Annotated in this window: 19 protein-coding genes and 1 riboswitch; all 19 genes read right to left on the minus strand. The window is 48.2% G+C overall.

Annotated features, from left to right (window positions below; genetic code table 11):
- Positions 1–7: 7 nt before the first annotated feature.
- Positions 8–529 (minus strand): signal peptidase I, encoded by a 522-nt coding sequence (gene lepB / locus T320_RS10110; protein ID WP_026760972.1) that lies wholly within the window; start codon positions 527–529, stop codon positions 8–10.
- An 87-nt stretch (positions 530–616) separates the two neighbouring features.
- Positions 617–958, minus strand: coding sequence for a 50S ribosomal protein L19 (gene rplS, locus T320_RS10115; protein ID WP_014424772.1), 342 nt, complete (start codon positions 956–958; stop codon positions 617–619).
- A gap of 121 nt (positions 959–1,079) precedes the next feature.
- Entirely contained in the window at positions 1,080–1,865 is a 786-nt protein-coding gene (locus T320_RS10120; RefSeq protein WP_037355489.1) for an ABC transporter ATP-binding protein, read from the minus strand.
- Positions 1,855–2,643, minus strand: coding sequence for an ABC transporter ATP-binding protein (locus T320_RS10125; RefSeq protein ID WP_037355491.1), 789 nt, complete (start codon positions 2,641–2,643; stop codon positions 1,855–1,857). Before T320_RS10125 ends, T320_RS10120 begins: the two co-directional genes overlap by 11 nt.
- A 15-nt stretch (positions 2,644–2,658) precedes the next feature.
- Entirely contained in the window at positions 2,659–4,242 is a 1,584-nt protein-coding gene (locus T320_RS10130; protein WP_037355493.1) for an ABC transporter substrate-binding protein, read from the minus strand.
- 31 nt (positions 4,243–4,273) lie between these two features.
- Positions 4,274–5,089: a nickel transporter permease gene (gene nikC / locus T320_RS10135; RefSeq protein WP_037355495.1), complete on the minus strand. Its 816-nt coding sequence runs from the start codon at positions 5,087–5,089 to the stop codon at positions 4,274–4,276.
- Positions 5,089–6,030, minus strand: a complete 942-nt coding sequence (gene nikB / locus T320_RS10140; protein WP_037355497.1) for a nickel ABC transporter permease — start codon at positions 6,028–6,030, stop codon at positions 5,089–5,091. Before nikB ends, nikC begins: the two co-directional genes overlap by 1 nt.
- 126 nt (positions 6,031–6,156) lie before the next feature.
- Positions 6,157–6,342: riboswitch (cobalamin riboswitch) on the minus strand.
- Between the two features lie 59 nt (positions 6,343–6,401).
- Positions 6,402–7,736 (minus strand): MATE family efflux transporter, encoded by a 1,335-nt coding sequence (locus tag T320_RS10145; protein WP_231465883.1) that lies wholly within the window; start codon positions 7,734–7,736, stop codon positions 6,402–6,404.
- Between the two features lie 86 nt (positions 7,737–7,822).
- Positions 7,823–8,920 (minus strand): tRNA preQ1(34) S-adenosylmethionine ribosyltransferase-isomerase QueA, encoded by a 1,098-nt coding sequence (gene queA, locus T320_RS10150; protein ID WP_037355498.1) that lies wholly within the window; start codon positions 8,918–8,920, stop codon positions 7,823–7,825.
- 16 nt (positions 8,921–8,936) lie between these two features.
- Positions 8,937–10,109 carry a SpoIID/LytB domain-containing protein gene (locus T320_RS10155; RefSeq protein WP_051608718.1) on the minus strand — a complete coding sequence of 391 codons (1,173 nt, stop codon included), beginning with the start codon at positions 10,107–10,109 and terminating at the stop codon, positions 8,937–8,939.
- Positions 10,106–10,735, minus strand: coding sequence for an epoxyqueuosine reductase QueH (locus T320_RS10160; RefSeq protein ID WP_037355500.1), 630 nt, complete (start codon positions 10,733–10,735; stop codon positions 10,106–10,108). Before T320_RS10160 ends, T320_RS10155 begins: the two co-directional genes overlap by 4 nt.
- Before the next feature lie 12 nt (positions 10,736–10,747).
- The gene (gene ruvB / locus T320_RS10165; RefSeq protein ID WP_026760981.1) at positions 10,748–11,752 is read right to left on the minus strand and encodes a Holliday junction branch migration DNA helicase RuvB; all 1,005 of its coding nucleotides are present in this window, start codon (positions 11,750–11,752) and stop codon (positions 10,748–10,750) included.
- 39 nt (positions 11,753–11,791) lie between these two features.
- The gene (ruvA, locus tag T320_RS10170; protein ID WP_026760982.1) at positions 11,792–12,394 is read right to left on the minus strand and encodes a Holliday junction branch migration protein RuvA; all 603 of its coding nucleotides are present in this window, start codon (positions 12,392–12,394) and stop codon (positions 11,792–11,794) included.
- 123 nt (positions 12,395–12,517) lie between these two features.
- Positions 12,518–13,003 carry a CYTH domain-containing protein gene (locus T320_RS10175; protein WP_037355502.1) on the minus strand — a complete coding sequence of 162 codons (486 nt, stop codon included), beginning with the start codon at positions 13,001–13,003 and terminating at the stop codon, positions 12,518–12,520.
- A gap of 410 nt (positions 13,004–13,413) precedes the next feature.
- Positions 13,414–13,818: an HI0074 family nucleotidyltransferase substrate-binding subunit gene (locus T320_RS10180; protein WP_231465884.1), complete on the minus strand. Its 405-nt coding sequence runs from the start codon at positions 13,816–13,818 to the stop codon at positions 13,414–13,416.
- A gap of 251 nt (positions 13,819–14,069) precedes the next feature.
- Positions 14,070–15,212, minus strand: coding sequence for a cysteine desulfurase family protein (locus tag T320_RS10185; protein WP_197019418.1), 1,143 nt, complete (start codon positions 15,210–15,212; stop codon positions 14,070–14,072).
- Between the two features lie 19 nt (positions 15,213–15,231).
- Complete coding sequence (locus T320_RS14870) at positions 15,232–15,444, minus strand: hypothetical protein (protein WP_231465885.1); 213 nt, start codon at positions 15,442–15,444, stop codon at positions 15,232–15,234.
- Positions 15,434–16,894 carry a BREX system Lon protease-like protein BrxL gene (brxL, locus tag T320_RS10195; protein ID WP_037355504.1) on the minus strand — a complete coding sequence of 487 codons (1,461 nt, stop codon included), beginning with the start codon at positions 16,892–16,894 and terminating at the stop codon, positions 15,434–15,436. Before brxL ends, T320_RS14870 begins: the two co-directional genes overlap by 11 nt.
- A gap of 13 nt (positions 16,895–16,907) precedes the next feature.
- Positions 16,908–19,229, minus strand: a complete 2,322-nt coding sequence (pglZ, locus tag T320_RS10200) for a BREX-4 system phosphatase PglZ (protein ID WP_037355505.1) — start codon at positions 19,227–19,229, stop codon at positions 16,908–16,910.
- Between the last annotated feature and the right edge of the window lie 11 nt (positions 19,230–19,240).

Consider the following 19,240-nt stretch of genomic DNA (forward strand, 5'->3'; position numbering starts at 1 on the left):
TCCCCTATTACGGCAGCGTCTTAAACTGTCCAATCGGCCAGAACACCAGCATAGCCTTACCCTTAATCAGGTCGAAGGGCACAAAGCCCACATCGGCAAAGCGGCTGTCCTCGGAATTGTTGCGGTTATCCCCCATCACAAAGACGGTGCCCTGCGGTACCGTGGACTTGGGATACTCGCTGCGGGTGGGTTCTAAGATATAATCCTCCGTCAGCAGCTGGTCATTGACATAAACCTTGCTGGCCTTGATTTCTACCGTATCACCCGGCGTAGCAATAACCCGCTTGATAAAATCACGGCTTCTGTCCCGGGGATATTCAAACACGAGAATTTCATTCTTCTGGGGTGCCCGGAAATTGTAGATGAACTTATTGACCACGAGCCGTTCCTGGGATTGCAGGGTGGGCCGCATGGAGGGGCCATCTACAATGTATAATTCCACGATGAACTCGCGGATAAAGAAGGCCAGTACCACCGCAATGACGATGGAAATAAGCCAGTCCTTTGCTTCTTCGCCTAATGAACTCATAAGGGGTTCCTCCTCTTGCTGTGTTTTAGCTGTATTACGCTAATGAAAATAGGGACTGCTCGGAAGCAGTCCCTACCGTTACGCAGATTAGCGTTTTTCTTTGATACGAGCAGCTTTACCCGTAAGGTTGCGCAGATAATAAAGTTTTGCACGACGGACAACACCGCGGCTAACAACTTCAATCTTGGCAATACGCGGAGAATGAACCGGGAACAGACGTTCTACGCCGATGCCGTAGGAAATACGACGAACGGTGAAAGTCTCACGAACGCCAACGCCCTGACGAGCGATTACGCGGCCTTCGAATACCTGAATACGCTCACGGTTGCCTTCGACGATCTTTGCATGTACGCGAACTTTGTCGCCAGGTGCAAATACGGGAATGTCGCTGCGGAGCTGTTCTTTCTCCAGAGTCTCGATGATGTTCATTTATATTTTCCTCCTTAACCAGACGTTCGTGGCAAGCTCATGCTCACTCAGAGGACCGTCCACATACCTAAGTAGTTTACCATAAAAAAATGAGGGCTTCAATACCTAAAAAAAATATTTTTTAACTTCTGGCCCGCACGGTAAATACAGAGCTGAGCAGTTTCTGCGTATAAGGATGTTGCGCTTCCTGTATCTTATCCCCCGGCAATTCTTCGACAATCTGGCCCTGCTGCATGACGGCCACCCGATGACTGATTAAACTTACGAGCGCCAAATCATGGCAGATAAAGATGTAGCTTACGCCACGTTCCTTTTGAATCTTAGCCAAAAGTTTTGCAATGCTGTCCTGCACAGACACATCGAGAGCGCTGGTAGCTTCATCGCAGATGATGATTTCCGGCTCTAGGATAAGTGCCCGGGCAATGCCGACGCGCTGGCGCTGGCCGCCAGAGAGTTCATGCGGATAACGCAGGGCAATTTCCGGCGCCAGTTCCACCTTCTCCAACAGCGCCACGGCTCTAGCTTCCGCTTCCTTATCGGAAACCTTGGCAAAGTTGCGCAACGGCTCGCAGATGATATCGCGAATCCGCATCTTGGGATTAAAGGCCGTAGAGGGGTCCTGAAAAATCATCTGGATATGCTTGGCCATCTCCCGGCGTTTTTCGCCGGAAAGGTTCGTGATATCCTCGCCCTTAAAAAAGATTTTGCCGCTGTCAGCCGGATGCAAGCCCATAATCGTGCGCACAAAGGTGGACTTGCCGCAGCCGGACTCACCGACCAGTCCCAGCGTTTCGCCGCGGTAGAGCTGCAGGCTCACATCCTTGCAGGCGGTAAACTTCGTGCCGTCACTCTTGGTAAATTCCTTGCAGATTTTATCCGTGGACAGCAAAATTTCCTTATCCGACATAGCGTGTGCCTCCAATCTCCGGCACAGCCTGCAAAAGGGTTCGGGTGTAATCTGCCTGCGGATTTTCAATGACTTCCGCCGTGCTGCCGTACTCCACCACTTTGCCGCCGGCCATAACCATGATTTTATCCGCCATATGCGCCGCCACACCAATATTATGGGTAACGATAATCATGGCTGAACCTGCCTCGTGAACAACCTGCATGAGCTCGTCCACAATCTGTGCCTGCGTGGTCACATCGAGAGCCGAAGTCGGCTCATCAGCGAGCAGCAGTTTGGGCGCAAAGGCCAGAGCCATGGCAATGCCGACACGCTGGCGCATGCCGCCGCTGAGCTCAAAGGCATGGGATTCCATCACACGCTGCGGGTCGGGCAGATTCATGCGGGTAAGCAGAGCGCAGGCTTTTTCTACCGCCTCACTTTTGCTCATAGAGCTGTGCAGCTGCAGGTATTCCACAAACTGCTTGCCAATGGTCTGCACAGGATTGAGCATATTGCCGCTGTCCTGAAAAATCATGGCAATGTCCTTGCCGCGAATGGAGAGCCATTCCTTGTTGCTCAGATGGGCAATATCACGGCCGCCGAAGTTGATTTGGCCGCCCTCTACCTGCCCATTGCCGGACAGACAGCCCAAAATCGCCCGAATCACAGAGGTCTTGCCACTGCCGGATTCCCCGACAATGGCCATAATCTCCCCTGCCTGCAGGTCAAAATTGACATTAGACACCGTAGGCTTGCCCTGATAGGCAATTGATAAATTCTTTACATCTAAAAGCATCTTTGCTTCCTTTACTTATTTCGCCGGTTTAATCAGGCTCGTAATCCAGTAATAATCGGAAGGATACATCTTCACGCCGGACAGAACCTTGTTGCTGATGATGTTGGTCTGCGGATAACCCAGGAACAGTGCCGCACCATCGTTGAGGAGAATCTGCTGAATGTCGATAATCAGCTGACGGCGCTTGCTCTTGTCAAATTCAGCGGCCAGTTCATTGAACTTGGCATCGAGTGCCGGATTGCTGTAACCGGAACCATTCTGCGGGTTGTCACCGTTGTTGTTGGTCTTCCAGTACCAGGAGAGGAAGATTTCCGGGTCACCGGTGTTGGCCGTCGTGATGTTGGAAATCAGGAGGTCATATTCGCCCTTGATGCCCATCTGGTCAACGAGGTTATAGTCAACAGTCTTGATGTTGATGTCAAAACCGAGTTTCTTAAGGTCGGACTGTACAGCTTCTGCGTAAAGCGGCAGTTCGGCACGGCTGTTATACACAACGAAGTCGAGCTTCAACGGCTGGCCGTCCTTGTCGCGGATGCCATCACCATTGGTATCTTTCCAGCCTGCTTCATCGAGGAGTTTTGCAGCGCGTTCCGGATTGTAGGCATTGGGGTCGTTCAGCTGGTCAAAGCCATAGTCCATGGAAGGCGGTACAGGAGCCTTGCCCGGCAGGAAGGTGCCCTTCAAGAGAACCTTGTTATAGGTTTCACGGTCACAGCCGCAGATAAGCGCAGCGCGCACCTTGTCATCCTTCAGAATGCCCTTGTGGTTCAGACGAGCCAGCACCGTGCGCAGAGAGGAAATTTCATCCACGAAGAACTTGTCGTTGCCGCGGAAGGTATCCATATCTCCAGCCGCGATGTTTACCGCCATATCCACTTCGCCGGACTGCAGCGCCATAGCGCGGGTGTTCGGGTCGTCAATGGACGGAATTTCTACGGTTTCAAACGGCACTTCGCCATCCCAGTAGTTCGGGTTCTTCTTCATCACGGCCTTTTCCTTCACAAAGGATTCCACCATGTACGGGCCGGTGCAGATGGGGCCTTCCTTGGCAAAGTCGCGGCTGCCTTCGGCGCTGGTGTCCACAATGATGAACAGCGGGTCAGCCAGGAAGCCCGGCATATTCGGCATAGGCTTCTCTGTCACGATGGTCAGGGTCTGGCCTTCTGCCTTGATTTCCTTGTACTTGAAGAACGTAGCGGCGCGGTTGTTCTTGGCAAAAGCGCGTTCAATGGAAGCCTTAACAGCTTCAGCCGTCAGCGGATTGCCGTTGGAGAATTTTACGCCCTCGCGGATTTTGAACGTCCAGGTCATGTGGTCGTCGCTGATGCTCCAGCTTTCGGCCAGCCAGGGCTGTACGTTCATCTTCTCGTCAAACTTCGTCAGACATTCGCCTAGGCCATAACGCATAACGACCCAGCCAAAGAAATTCTGCGTGGGTTCAAGCGTATCGGCAAAGTTCGTCACGCCAACTTTGAGTACACCCTTGTCGGCGCTGCTGCTATTATCCGCACCACAGCCAGCCAGCATAACGGTCAGTGCTGCACCACACAGGCCGAGGCTGACGGCCTTCCATAACTTCTTCGTGTTGAACATTTTCATCTCAAACATCTACCCCTTTATAAAAAATATATTATTCCTGCCGTGGGTCGAGAACATCCCGCAGGCTGTCCCCCCACAGATTGAATATAGCTACGACAATAAAGATGGCCAGGCCCGGATAAATCATGAGCCAGGGCGCCGTCTGGATATACTGACGGCCCTCGTTGAGCATCAGGCCCCATTCCGGCGTCGGCGGCTGGGCACCAAAGCCCAAGAAGGAGAGCCCGGCAATTTCCATCATCATGGTGCCGATGTCCATAGCCCCGGTGATGACCACCATGGGCATGACATTGGGCAGAATATGACGCCAAAGAATGCTGCCGGTTTTCGCGCCCTGAATCTTGGCCGCCTGAATAAAATCTTGATTTCTAAGGCGAAGAACAAGGCTGCGCACCAGGCGGGCATATTTTGCCCAGCTGACAACGAGCAGTGCCAGAATGGTATTGATTACGCTGCCCCCCAAGATACCGGCGATGGCAATGGCCAGCACGATACCGGGGAACGCGAGCATCATATCCGCAAAGCGCATGAGAATCGTTTCGAGCCAGCCGCCAAAGAAACCGGCCAGCACGCCGACCAGCGTACCCACCATGGCAATCAGAGCCACGAGACACAGGGCCATAAAGAGCGAAATCTGCGTGCCGCAGAGGATGCGGGAGAAGATATCCCGTCCGAGCTTATCCGTGCCGAGGAAATGCTCCGCAGACGGCGTCTGCAGAACCAATTTCATATTTCCCGCCATGGGGTCCTGCGGCGCAAGATACGGGGCAAAGATAGCCAAGAGAACAATCAGCACGACCAGCCCCGTATAAAAAGCAAATAACTTATTTTCCCGAAAAACCGTCATCAATGGGCCTCCTTCTTCAGACGCGGGTCAAGGTAGACATAAGACAAATCCACCAACGCATTGATGGCCATGTACACAATGGAAATCCAGAGCACAAAGCCTTCAATCAGCGGATAATCCCGCATGGAAATCGCCCGCACCGCCATATTGCCGATGCCCGGCCAGGAGAACACCATTTCGATTACGGCCACGCCGCCCAGAAGCCAGCCAATGGACATGCCCAAGAGCGTAATCAACGGCAGAACGGCATTGGGCAGCACATGCTTCCAGAGGATTGCTTTCTCCGAAAGTCCGCGGGCTCTAGCGCCCACCACATAATCCTGCTGCAGTTCCTCCAAGAACACCGTGCGCACCTGCCGGATATACTTGGACGACATATAAAGCGCTAATGTGAGTGCCGGCAGAACAATGCCCTGTGCCGTCACCGCCGATTTGGCAATCGGGAACCAGCCCAGCTTCAAGCCGAACACATAGAGAAAGATAAGACCGAGCCAAAAGGTCGGCATGGATACCCCGATAAACGAAACCGTCCGCACCAGATAATCCTGCCAGCCATTGCGATGCACAGCCGACCATATCCCCAGTGGCAGGGATATGAGCAGGACGAACACAATCGTCACAGCCGCCAGCGTCAGGGTTCCGGCAAAGCCTTCGAGCAGTTTATCCGTTACCGGTTTCTTGGCCGAGTAAGACATGCCCATATCCCCATGGAGAACGCCTCCGGCCCAGTTGACATACTGCACGAGGAACGGCTTATCCAGGCCCAGCTCTGCGCGGGTCTTGTCCAAGGTTTCCTGCGATACAATCGTATCACCGGCCTCCAAAAGCATGGCCGCCGGGTCCCCCGGTGCCAGATAGGTCAAACAAAATGTCAGAAAGCTGACGCCCACAAGGGTTATCAGCATTTGCGACAATTTGCTTACAAGTTTTTGCAAAATCATCCACACTCCCTAAAAAATTATAAAAAAAGCCTGTCCGCATAAAAATGCAGACAGGCTCACCGTAACAAACTCCAGTAAAATCCCCATCCCCATCGCTCGCGGGTGTAAGAAACAGCAATCGTTTCTTGCGGTGATTGTCAATCAGGCAGTTCTCCTGGCTCCAGTTCATCATCATATCGCGCCTTCCCAGAAATGCTTTGCCCTTTCCAGTGACCTAAATGCAATATGACTCCCTGTTACAGTGGCGGGACCGCTCCGGCATATACCGGATTTTCTATTAAGTCTTCCGACACCTGATTCAACCGTATATTAAAAATTACTCTCAATACACAATAAGACAAACAAGATTTTACCACTCTCCCCAGGCTGTGTCAAGTGTCACAGGCCATTTGCGGGCGGGCTTTCCAAAGGCGCCAGAGCAAAAATGACGCGCAGGACGCCCTAAGGGACTGGTCAATCGCCAAAGCTAACCATGCCCCTGCCAGCCCTAAGTCGAGCACCTGCAGGAAAAACGCCGTAATCAGCGGCCGCAGGAAAGCGATGCTCACAAAGGAATAGGCAGCGACCTGACTCGTCTTGCCGCTGCCCCGAAGGACACCGGCGCAGACCATAGCATGGGCTTCGGGAAAACTCACCGCTGCCACAAAAATCATAATCAAAGCGCCTAACGGCAGAAGCTCTGCCTCATGGGAATAGATGCCAAAGATTTCCTCCCGCAGTACATAGGTGGCAGCAAAGGAAATCAGCGAGAACACAAAACTCCACTTGAGTCCTGCGCGCAGCTGCCGCTGCCAGTAGCTCCAGTCTCCGGCACCATGGGCATGCCCGGCCAGCACCATATTGGCTTTGCCCAGGCCGCCCGCAAAGCAGTAATAAAAATCGCAGAAGTTCATGCAGATGGCATGCACGGCATAGGCCGCTGTACCGAGTTCAGCGACCATGCGCGTATAGAGCACCATGCCGATACGCTCAAAGCCCTGCTCGCTGAACACGCCGCCAAAGACCGGCAAGAATTCCTGAAAATACGCCCGCGTCGGCCAAAAACTGCCCCAGCCAGACCATTCGCTCTCCTTCAGCTGATAGCCTGTTACGCCCAGCGTCCAGCCCGTACCGATAACCGTACCCACGGCCGCACCAACCACGCCCATTTCCGGGAAGGGCCCCAGTCCGAAAATCAGCAGGGCGTTGGCGATAATGTTGACCACATTGCCCTGCACATTGGCACTCATGACCTGTTTGGTATGACCATACCCCAGTTGCACAGCCTGCAGGATAGTGGATAGCGTCGTCAAAAACACGCCGACCAGCGCAATATCGCCATAGGCCAGAGCCGCCGCCATGTATTCCTCCTTGGCTCCCATCCAGCTTAGGATCCCCTCTAAATGCAGGAAGAAAAGCACATGGAGTACGCCCATCAGAATGAGCATACAAAAAAGTGTCCGCGCCAAGAGCGCAGGCACTTCCTGTAATTTCTTCTCCCCAAACTTCCGGGCGGTGAGCAGCGTCAGCACCGAGGCCACCGACCGCACCACACACAAGAGCATCATGCGCGGCTGCGTGAAGATACTCACCGCCGCAATGGCCGCCGTTCCGAGCACGCCCACCATGATGATGTCCACCGAGGAAAGCAGCACCATAAAGAGCCCTTCCAACGCAGCAGGCATGGCTATGCCCAAATAATGTCTGTCATCTTGTTGTAATCGCACAGCAAAACTCCTCATCATCGAAAATTAATCTCATTACGATAATAACAGGTCTGACGATTTCTGCACAAGCCCCCCGGGGGGATATTTTATTTTGTTTCCGTCAAATGACTTTTTTCCAAAGCCGCCAATTCAGCGTCACGTTCTGCCGTCGGCTGTTTGACTTTGAGCATCATGGCATCACCAAACGAGAAGAAGCGGTACTTCATCTCCACTGCCGTCTTATAAGCATCCAGTACGAAGTTGCGGCCTGCAAAGGCGCTGATGAGCATAATCAACGTGGATTTGGGCAGGTGGAAGTTCGTGATGATGGCATCGACAATCTTGAAGTCGTAGCCCGGATAGATGAAAATCTGCGTCCAGCCACTCTTGGCAGAAATTTCTCCCATGCCATCTGCTGCCGATTCCAAGGTGCGGATACTGGTCGTGCCCACGGCGATAACGCGATGGCCAGCCTTTTTCGTATCCATGATGAGTTTGGCCGTTTCTTCCGGCACATTGTAGAATTCCTTGTGCATATCATGCTTCTGGATGTCTTCCACATTGACCGGACGGAAGGTGCCCAGACCTACATGAAGCGTCACAAAGCCAAGGTTCACGCCCATATCCTTGAGCTCCTGCATCTGCTCCTTGGTGAAATGCAGACCAGCAGTCGGTGCTGCCGCCGAACCCTGTTCGCGATTATAAACCGTCTGATAGCGTTCCTTATCCTCCAGTTTTTCATGGATGTATGGCGGCAGCGGCGTTTCGCCGAGGCGGTCGAGGATTTCCTCGAAGATGCCCTCATACTGGAACTCCACAATGCGGCCGCCGAAATCCGTGTGGTCGGTGACCACGCAACTCAGCTCGTCACTGAAGTTGATTTTATAGCCCGGCTGGGCCTTCTTGCCCGGCTTAACCAAGGTTTCCCAACGGTTGGCATCAATGCGGCGCAGCAGGAATACTTCCACCTTGCCGCCCGTCTGGTCGCGGTGACCGATAAGGCGGGCCGGCATAACGCGGGTATCGTTGAAAATCAGCGTATCGCCCGGCTCCACATATTCCTTGAGGTCATAGAAATGACGGTGTTCCACAGTTTTTTCCACGGGGTCAAGCACCATCAAACGCGAGGAATTACGCGGTTCCACCGGAACCTGCGCAATCCGTTCTTCTGGCAGTTCATAATCAAAATCCGAAAGTAATAACATGTTTCATCCTTCTATATCAATACAATTTTTTCAGCTGCGCACCATTATAATAGTGCTGCAAAATCTTCTTATAATCCCAACGCTCGCTGTCCGCATAAGCCTTGGCACCATACTGGGACATGCCCAGCCCGTGACCCCAGCCGTAACCCTTGATAAAGACCACATGACGGTTCAGGCTCATGGAAAAGAGCGTGCTCTTGAGGCCCAGCATACTGCGCAAATCGTTGCCGCTCACGCTGGCCCGTCCATTCTTGCCCACAAAGGTCACAGACTTCACCCGGCCGGAAATGGTACGGTCCTTAGACGCCTTGCCAATCTTAATCGGCGAAAGTTCGATTTTCTTAATTTCACCGATATTCTTGCCCCGCTTGGCCAGAAGCTCACCAAGCTGCTGCGCCGTGACATTCTTCTCCCAAGGATACGTTTCCGTGCGCAGTTCCTTAGCCGCCCGCAGGCAGTCAATGCGGCTGCCCCAGACATCTTCGCTGTTTTCCGTCATGCCGCCGGAATCCGTATGGAACAGGGCGTCCACCAGCGCCCCCCGGCTTTGCAGGACTTCACCGGCCGTAGCCTTGACGGCCTGATTGGCCGCCGTCCGCTCCGCGGCCACGCCACCATACTGCTGGCAATGAGTGGTCGCACAGACATCAAAGCCCTCTTTGCCATGGCGCTTGCGCTGATGCAGGGCATAGGTGCGGGCCGCCACTGCCTGCGCTTTCACCGCTTCGGCGTTCCACTCCGGAGGCATTTCCTCGGGCACCACACCCTGCAAATATTCCTCCACCGTCACGCGGTTAATCACATCGATACGGTTCTTGTGCGGCACGAGCCGCAGGGCACCCCGATAGGATTTGCTATCGTAGGTGCTGACAAGTTTGGCCAGGTTGCGCTCGTCCTCAACCGTCAGTTCCAAGGCCGCCGCATCGGCATTTTTGAGCTTCTTGCCGTTCATTTCCCAACCGGTGCCGGCAAAGGTCAATGTCGCAAATTCCTTAGCCTTGCCCTGCCAGACCACCTTCTTGTTGTCCAACCGCTTCAAGACTACAGGGATATTCCCTGACAGGCGCAAAGTCGTGCCCTTGGTGCCCAGAGAAACCAAAAGCTGCGGCTGCCAGGCTGCCTCCGCAAAGCCAGCCGAGCCCAGCAAAAACAAACACAAGGTGCAAAGGGTGATTAATTTCTTTTTCATCGCTGCGCCTCCAATTCCCGGGCCTTGGCCTCTGCTTCGAGCCGTGCCCGCTTCTTGGCCTTGTTGTCCTTCTTGCGCTGCTTGCGGATGGCCTTGCTGTAGCGCTCCTCCTCACTGAAGATACAGCCACAGTAAGGCTGGCGGTAAAGTTCGAGCTCCTGACTGATGTCAATGCCCTCCTGCCAGCCGGGACGGAAATCTTCATAGTAGAATTGCACGCCATACTGCGCAGCAAAACGCTCCGCCGTCCGCTTCATTAAATCATGCTGCTGGTAAATACTGTAAAAGAGCGTCGAGGTAAAGGCATCAAAGCCATGCTCCGCCGCAAACCGTGCCGCCTCCTCCAGCCGCCAGGTGTAGCACATGGTACAGCGGCCATTAGGCAAAGCTTCTGCCGGCAGGGCCCGCTTCAAAAAATCCCGCAGGCGGTAATTTTCGTCTGCAAAAAATTCCATCTGGACCTTTTCCGCAAACTCCCGCGCGGTATTGAGGCGCATCTCCCACTCTTTGTACGGGTGGATGTTGGGATTGAAAAAATACCCCACCGGCTCAATGCCATCTGACCGCAGTTTTTTCACCGGATAACAGGAACACGGCCCGCAGCACATATGTAATAGTAACTTCATAACCACAAACTCCTATTCCGGATAAGCAATGCCCAGATGCTCGTAGCCCGCCTTCGTCACCACGCGGCCGCGGGGCGTACGGTTGATAAAACCAAGCTGAATGAGGAATGGCTCAAACACATCTTCCACAGTATCCGTACTCTCGCTGATTGCCGCCGCCAACGTGTCGAGTCCTACCGGGCCGCCGCCAAACTTCTTAATCATGGTCAAAAGCATCCGTCTGTCCGTATGGTCAAGGCCCGCCTTATCCACTTCAAGCAAGGACAAGGCCTTATCGGCAATCTCATCGGTGATAACGTCCTTGCCCTCATACTGCGCCACATCCCGCACGCGCTTCAACAGGCGGTTGGCAATACGCGGGGTTCCCCGGGAACGGCGCGCAATTTCCATAGCCCCTTTATCCTCAATGGGGATTTCCAGAATTTCCGCCGCCCGCTTGACAATCGTCACCAACGCCTCCGGCGTATAATACTCCAGACGGGAAATGATGCCAAAACGGTCACGCAAAGGCGCCGCCAGCGAACCCGCTTTCGTCGTAGCGCCAATCAGCGTAAAGGGCGCAATATCGAGCCGGATGGAGCGGGCACTTGGCCCCTTGCCGATGATGATATCCAGCGCAAAATCCTCCATGGCAGAGTACAATACTTCCTCGACACTGCGGGACAGGCGGTGGATTTCATCGATAAAGAGCACATCATGCTCCTGCAGATTCGTGAGGAGCGCCGCCAAATCGCCCTGCCGTTCAATGGCCGGGCCGGAGGTCTGACGGAAATTTACCCCCATTTCATTGGCGATAATGCCCGCCAGCGTGGTCTTCCCCAGCCCCGGCGGCCCATAGAGCAAAACATGGTCCAGCGAATCTCCGCGGTTCATGGCCGCCTGAATGAAAATCTCCAGATTCTTTTTGGCCTTGTCCTGGCCAATGTATTCACTTAACTTGCGGGGGCGCAGGCTGTACTGCCAATCATCCGTCCGCTGCTCGTCCATGGCCACAATGCGGCCATCATCAATATCCATGTCGTAAAAATCTTCTTCAGCCAAGCCTCAACCCTCCTGTTAAAATTTATTCAACTGCTTAAGCGCCAGCTTGATGACTTCTTCCGTCGTCTTGCACTTGGTCGCCTTCTTGAGCACCGGCGCGATTTCGGCCTGACTATAACCCAAAGCCACCAAAGCCGCCTGCGCTTCACTCATCATATCGTCGCCAGTCGGCCCTTCCAAATCCAAAGTCAGAATTTCTTCCACATCATCAGCCGCCGCAAAAGCAACCTTGTCCTTCAGTTCCAAAATCAGTCGCTCCGCCGACTTCTTGCCAATGCCCGGCAGTTTCGTCAGCACCGTGGCCTGCTTGTTCTGAATCGCCTTGCAGAGACTTTCCACCGTAATGGCTGACAAAATCCCCAGCGCCACCTTGGGCCCGATGCCCGAAACACCAATGAGCAGCTGAAAGATATCGTACTCTTCCTCACTGGCAAAGCCATAGAGGGTTATGCCGTCCTGATAAACATTCATATAGGTAAAGAGCTGCGCTTCTTCCTTGAGCCGCAATTTATTCCGGGTGGAACCGGCCACAAATACCCGATAGCCCACGCCATTCACATCCAAAAGGCAGTAGTCAGCTTTCAGTGCCGCCACCTGTCCCCGCAAAAATCCAATCATCTGGTACCTTCACTCCAATAATCAATCGATAACCTGTAACCTTATTAGTATAGCACGAATGACAAGGAGCTGACCAGTCAAAATTGACCGGTCAGCCCCCTGCTCACTACGACTTCACGCTTATCATCCATGCCGCAAAATTTCCCGCACGATTTCCATGCCCTTTGCCTGCGCCAATGTGCCATAGGAAAACCGGACATCTTCTGTAACTTCCCGGCCAAACCAGGCAGGCGGCACAAAGTTTTTGGCCTCTTCCACATCCGAAAATTCGACTTCCACATAATTGAAGCCTATCAGATGACCTGCATGAACATGCAGCTCAGCCACCAAACCATCCGCCAAAGGGATTTTATAGCGCCGTTTCTCAATCATACAAGTTTCGGGACACAGCCGCTCCGACAGACTCTCAAATTCCTGCCGGGAAACTTCCGTCTCCCATTCCTCCCGCACCAATCCGGCACCACGCTTGACCGTAAGCCAAAAATGACTATCTCCAATCTGACGAATCCGAATTTCCGGCAGCAAAGCCACATATCCCTGACGCAATAGCTCATATTCTTCGGGCAGCTGCGGAAGCCTGTCTACTAAAAATTGCCGCTCTATTTCCATATAACTTATCCTGCTCCTTATAAGGACTCCAGTAAATCTCTCATTAGTATATCGCTATAGCGATACACAATCAAGAAAATCCCACCATAAAAGGCTGACATGTCAAAATTTGACTTGTCAGCCCCCCTGAAATTGACTTGTCAATTTGACATGTCATTCATCGAAAAACTTCTCATTCATAGTTTGAATCTCAAAGCCTGCATTTCTTAGCTCTGATACGTGGTATTACCATTCTCAATCTTGCCAGAATGATACGCAAAGTTTACAATCTGACCATTAAGAACCGCCTCCAGCTCTGCACTGGTCATAATATTTTGTCCTTGCTAAAAAGCCACAATCTCCTGATAGCTCATATCCTTGTCCCTCACCGTTTTATACCACCATGAACTTTGACCAGTCAAGTTGACTTGTCAATTTCCATCCAGCCAGCGCCGAACTTCATTGTCCAACGCCACCAATAAAGGCGCATATTTTTCTCTAATCAAGTGATAAACTTGCAATGCTGATGCTTGATTATAGGTATGGCTGGATAAATTCCGCTTTTTATGCATATCCAACCACATTTTCGTATCAGCTATCATACCCTGCTTTCCGGCCTCACAGATGCTTAAGCGAGGACTGTCGACATCAATCCCTTCGTATTCTAGCACATGTTTTATCAGATTCCATGCAAGATAAAAGCTTAGTTCAAACCGATGTATTGAGGCATCAAGGTATATTCCATCAGCCTCAGGTTCAACTTGCAAAGCAAAATGCATGCGTTCTAATGTGCGATGATATTCCGCATATTTCATCGCTATCTGCAATATTGTCATTAACAACGCCCCTCCCGCATTGATAAAAATACCAATCTTGTTTCCTCCCCTAACTGCCTCCCCTATTCAACAGCATCGTGAAATTTATGCGATATATCAAACGCCCCCAATGTACATATTTTATAGTGTAAACATTGCTCAGCTTCATATCTAACCAGCGTTCTTTAAATATAGTATATCCTAAAAAGGAAACGACTGACCAGTCAAAACGACTAGCCAGCCTAATAAATAACAAGTAAAGTTCAGACTTGTCATTTATTGTTTAAATTGCAAATTCTAGCTATTTCATGGGCAATTATCACAGCTTCTTCTGATGTATTCTCTATGCCAAAGCTAATGCGAATTGTCCCCATTGCATATTCTAACGGTAGTTTTACAGCTTTTATGACACTTGATAATTCCATATCTCTTGAATTACAAGCTGAGCCTGTTGCTACAGCAATCCCAAGCAAATCAAGGCGATTGACTATCATTTCACCGTTAGCATTTTTTATCGATATACTAATTATCCCTTCAACATTAGATTCCGCTTCATTTACCACATAGTCAAGGCCGGTTTCTTGCATTGCATGTAAAAACGTCTTTCTTACTTCAGCAACATGCTTCCTGTCTGCTTGCATGGTTCGACAACTAATTTCTAATGCCTTTGCCATGCCTACGATACCAGCAATGTTCTCCGTTCCAGCACGACTACCAAATTCCTGCGCACCGCCGTGTATCAACGAATCAATTTCTACCCCCTGTCGAATGTATAAAAAACCCATTCCTTTAGGACCATGAAACTTATGCGCTGAAGCAGATAACATATCCACATGCAATAATTTGACATCAATCGGTATATGTCCCATAGCCTGTACTGCATCAGTATGAAAATACGCACCTACACGTTTAGCTGCTGACGCCAGTTTCTGAATTGGTTGTATTGAACCAATTTCATTATTAACTAACATAATAGATATCAATAATGGCAAATTTACATTACTAAGCGACGATTCATAACTATGATAATCAAGAAGACCATCATGCGTAACCGGCAACCTTGTAACAATATGACCTTTCTGTTCTAAATAATCACAGGTATTCAATACAGCATGGTGTTCAATCCGACTTGTCAAAATGCGTGCATCATTTCCCTGTGCAGAAGCAAAGCCCTTCAAAGCCCAATTGTCTGCCTCACTTCCGCCGGAAGTAAAATAAATCTCTTCCGGCTGCGCACCGATTTGCTCTGCTATTGTTTCCCTTGCCTGTTTTACCAGTCGACGTATTTTTGAGGCTTGATGGTAAAGTGCTGATGGATTGTAAAATTCATCAACAAAATATGCTCGCATTATTTTAGCTACTTCAGGATACATCGCTGTCGTTGCTGCATTATCTGCATAAATATTATATTTCACATTATCCCCTGCTTTGAAATCAATCGAATAAAGTGCATCCCTGCTCTTTGAATTCTTCTATTTTATCCTCTAGGTCTTCTACTGATACTTCCAGGTATTCTGCCAAACAATTGATACAATAATACTCCAGTACAGATTCACCTAACAATTTTTTATTAACGCCAATCTCGTCTTTTGATAGGTTTTCTTTACAACAACTTACGCACATAATATTCATTACATCACAACTCATTTACAGTAATATCCGGTATATTTTTTCCCCTAAACTCATCATCTAATAATCCAAGCTGATACTTGATGATTTCTCGCATATATCTAGCTGGGTCTAAACAATATTTCTTCAATTCGCGAGCAGAAATATCTTCAGGCTCTCGTACATGTGGGAATAGCAGTTTCAAAAACCCTGTCGCAATTCGTTTTATTGCTTCTGTATCTCTAGTATCCGACTTCTCGGGCACATTAGTTCTGGCATCAATAACCATACGGTAGCTGGAATCATCACGCAATGCGTGCATTATCGAAGAAAAATACTCTGAATTAAGGCTCCATCCTTCAATCTTTAAGTCATCATTCATACGTGGCAAATCCCAACCTTTTAGGAAGCCGTGAAAACGATCAATCAAGGCACTTTCATGAAATACTTCCGGTAATTCCTGAAATACATTCTCTCTCACATCTGCCTTCATTAGTTCCGATGAAATATTTCCCAGCAAGACAATACCTGCATCTGCTGCACCTTCATGATTTCCCACCGTATATTTACCGTTTTCCATATAACCTTTCAATGCACCACGCATCTCATTCACATCGGAAAAATTTATCGTCTGTACTTCATCCAACGCAACATAATCATGCCCAAAAACCAAACCTTCAGAACGACGGGCGATATCATAGAACATCCGTGCTCTGGACATAGTTCCACCGGAAGATAGCCAGCCATAGCGACTGACAGAACCAAATAAGTAAGATTTCCCTGTTCCTTTTGGTGCCAACTCAATCAAGTTCAATCTTTTTTCCACAAAAGGAAGCAATCTGGTTATCATGGATAATTTCTGCTTTTCATCACGATAACCATTTGCATTATAATCCATTGCTCCAAGGATTATATCTATCCACTCATCCAATGAGAATTCACGCCGTGCATCTTTGAATTCGTCAAGGTCAACAATATACGGGCAAAAATCCTTAAAGCCCGTCAATTTGATCATTCCGGGTTCCTGTTTACTTATCGGCGGCTGATAGCCAATTTCTACAATTCCCCAATTTTCTTCAGATTTTAGTAGGGCTTCACTACATTTTGACCATACATTAGGTGGAATTATCGTATCTTTAAAGCGCAGATTAAAATCCGGCAGAGAGAACGATATTTTCTGTGTCTTAATATCGATGTCAACAGAAATTTTCGCCAAGAATTTTACACGCTCATTCTCACTTACCACGCGATTCTTTATTGATTTCCAATCTTCAGCTTTAGGTATGAATTTACGGATAAATTCAACTACTTCATCAGCCTCAATCTCCCCGTTATCATCCTGAAATCGCTTCAAAACCCAATCCCGCATAAAAGAGGGTAATTTGAATGACGAAATAAAATTATTCTTTTTCAAGTCTTTATAGACTACCATTTCATCAAAATAGTCTTTTAATTTTTCCCCATATTCATCAGATGTATAATCCGTCACCTAAAATACCTCCTCAAAATCCTAAATCTACTTCATGAGTTTTCTTTACGATTTTAAACTGCAATTCTATACCTGTTGCTTTATTATCATCATATATTTCAGCTAAGTATATACTTTTTCTCTTTATATCATCCAAAATAAATTCTGCATGCTTGTTATCCATGATTAGTTTTCCAGAATAGAACTTATTTTTTACCCGCAACTGAGGATTAGTCATCTCTTTATTACAGAATAGAACTAACTTTGTAGGCTCACTTCCTTTTCTCTCTATCGAATCATTTTCAAAAGCGTACGTCAAACGGTCTGATTTTGTTGTAATAGCAATTATTGGCACCAATACTTCTTCCAACGTAGCCCCACCATGGACTTCCACCTCTGCTTTATGGCCGCCTTTGAATCGTTCATAATTTGCTAATACCGCATAGCCGTTTTCATATGTTACGTAGGGAATCTGTGGTTCTTCATCAACCGGACAGCATCTACCACTATGCTTACCTTTTTCCTCCAACTCAATCATGCCATTTTCTGATTCATTGATTACAGCCAATCTACTTGCACCATGATCTGAAAAAATAATTGCACGCTTGATTATACCCTGCGATAATTTCATACGAATGTCTTTAAGGACATTATCAATGACCGCCAATTCATTCAGCAGATGTATTGGCTGCTTTATCTTCTCATAATCATAATAATTAACGCCATGCTTTATTTCATCTAATTCTTTCGTATTTTTGCATACATCAGAGAAATAATCTATGTAATCTTTGTTTAAACTGGTTATAGATGGCAGTTCACTATGGGCAATCCTTATTTCCGTAATCAATCCGTATTCTTTGCATCTATTTTTAATATAGGACAGATATTCAACACCCAGCGCATCAATAAAGTATGGTGAATCATCACGGCATTGTAAGTTCTTAAATGTTGCGATTCTTCCCAATAAGCGATTATATGGTCTTTCTTCTGCAATTTTATCTACTTTAACCAAAAATTCTGTCTGAATTTTATTCGACACTTTTTGTTTCTTATACTCTATGAAATAATCCGTCAACTCATCAGCTAACGATTCATCATCCACCTGAATAATGCTCTCATTAAAAGCAAATGTATCCATGTATAGATATACTTGTGGTAATGTACGCTGCAAGATTTCGCTTATTTCTTTTTGCGTATAATCATAATAACTTAAACATTTCATCGCACAAATTTGCTCATCGCTGGTATGATCTGTTAAGTAGAAAATAGCTTTTCTCCCTTTTTGACCAATCTCATTACAAAATTGTACAGCTATCCTTTTATTATCTTTTAACTTATCCAGCAGCTTCTTTCGTTCTCGATAATATTGTTGAAAATTCTTTTCGTTAACATCCACGCTTAGAATCGAAAAATAGATTGTTTTTTCCAATTCTAATTGATTTTTTATATCTTTTACTGCCTTGTTAAGATAACTATTATTTGACCCTTGAATTCTTATTGCCAACCAATACAACCAAAGAAGATTCGAGTTCGAATCATTATTTTCCAAAACATCGCCAACACACATCTCTAAATCAAATACTTTGAATTCTTCAGCTATAATCTTTTCAAAGCTCTCTTTTTCCAGACGTTCCAATAACCATTGCCATTGTTCTTCGGTTCCGTTTTCTTTTGCAAAGCCACTGCTAAAAACCGGAAATCTTTGACATAATACATCGAAACTCTCTGGCCCTTGAGACACACTATATACAGCCTTATTAAACAATGTCGGAGAATACTTCGTAACTAAAGAGATCATCAAGCTATCTTTAATGGATTCATTTGTCATCTGCTCTAGCGCAGATAACAACTCTCCAATGCTATTGTATGTCTTGCCTCTAGCATATCTAGGATTACGCTCTATGATTATCTGTGGCAAAGGTTGATTTTTATTGCCGAGAAATCTGATTCTTCTTTCTAAGCGAACATCTTGCCTGCATTTCTTCTGCAAATACTCACGACAATGCATTAATAATATGATTGTATGTTCACGACAAGTTTCATTTACAGCTCGGTCTAAGTATTCCTGCAAAGTACTTTGACTCTGCAACATACACGCCTGTGACAACCCCACCAAAACATGAACACCATCCGCAAATGCACTGCTATATGCCTGTTCTATATTTGGTATAGCCCCCTCTTTACAAAAATCTGATACATAGATGAATTTTTTGGCAACATCAATGCGAAGCCTAAATATCAAATCGTGAAATGAATCATAGTCCTCTGTATCGATTATCAAAGGAAATCCCGTAGATACATTGTTACAATACGATGCGACATCATTTATGCATTGCATTACATCAAGGCTTCGCATTACATCATCTC

Source organism: Selenomonas sp. FC4001, from assembly GCF_000701565.1.
Lineage (GTDB): Bacteria > Bacillota > Negativicutes > Selenomonadales > Selenomonadaceae > Selenomonas_A > Selenomonas_A ruminantium_B.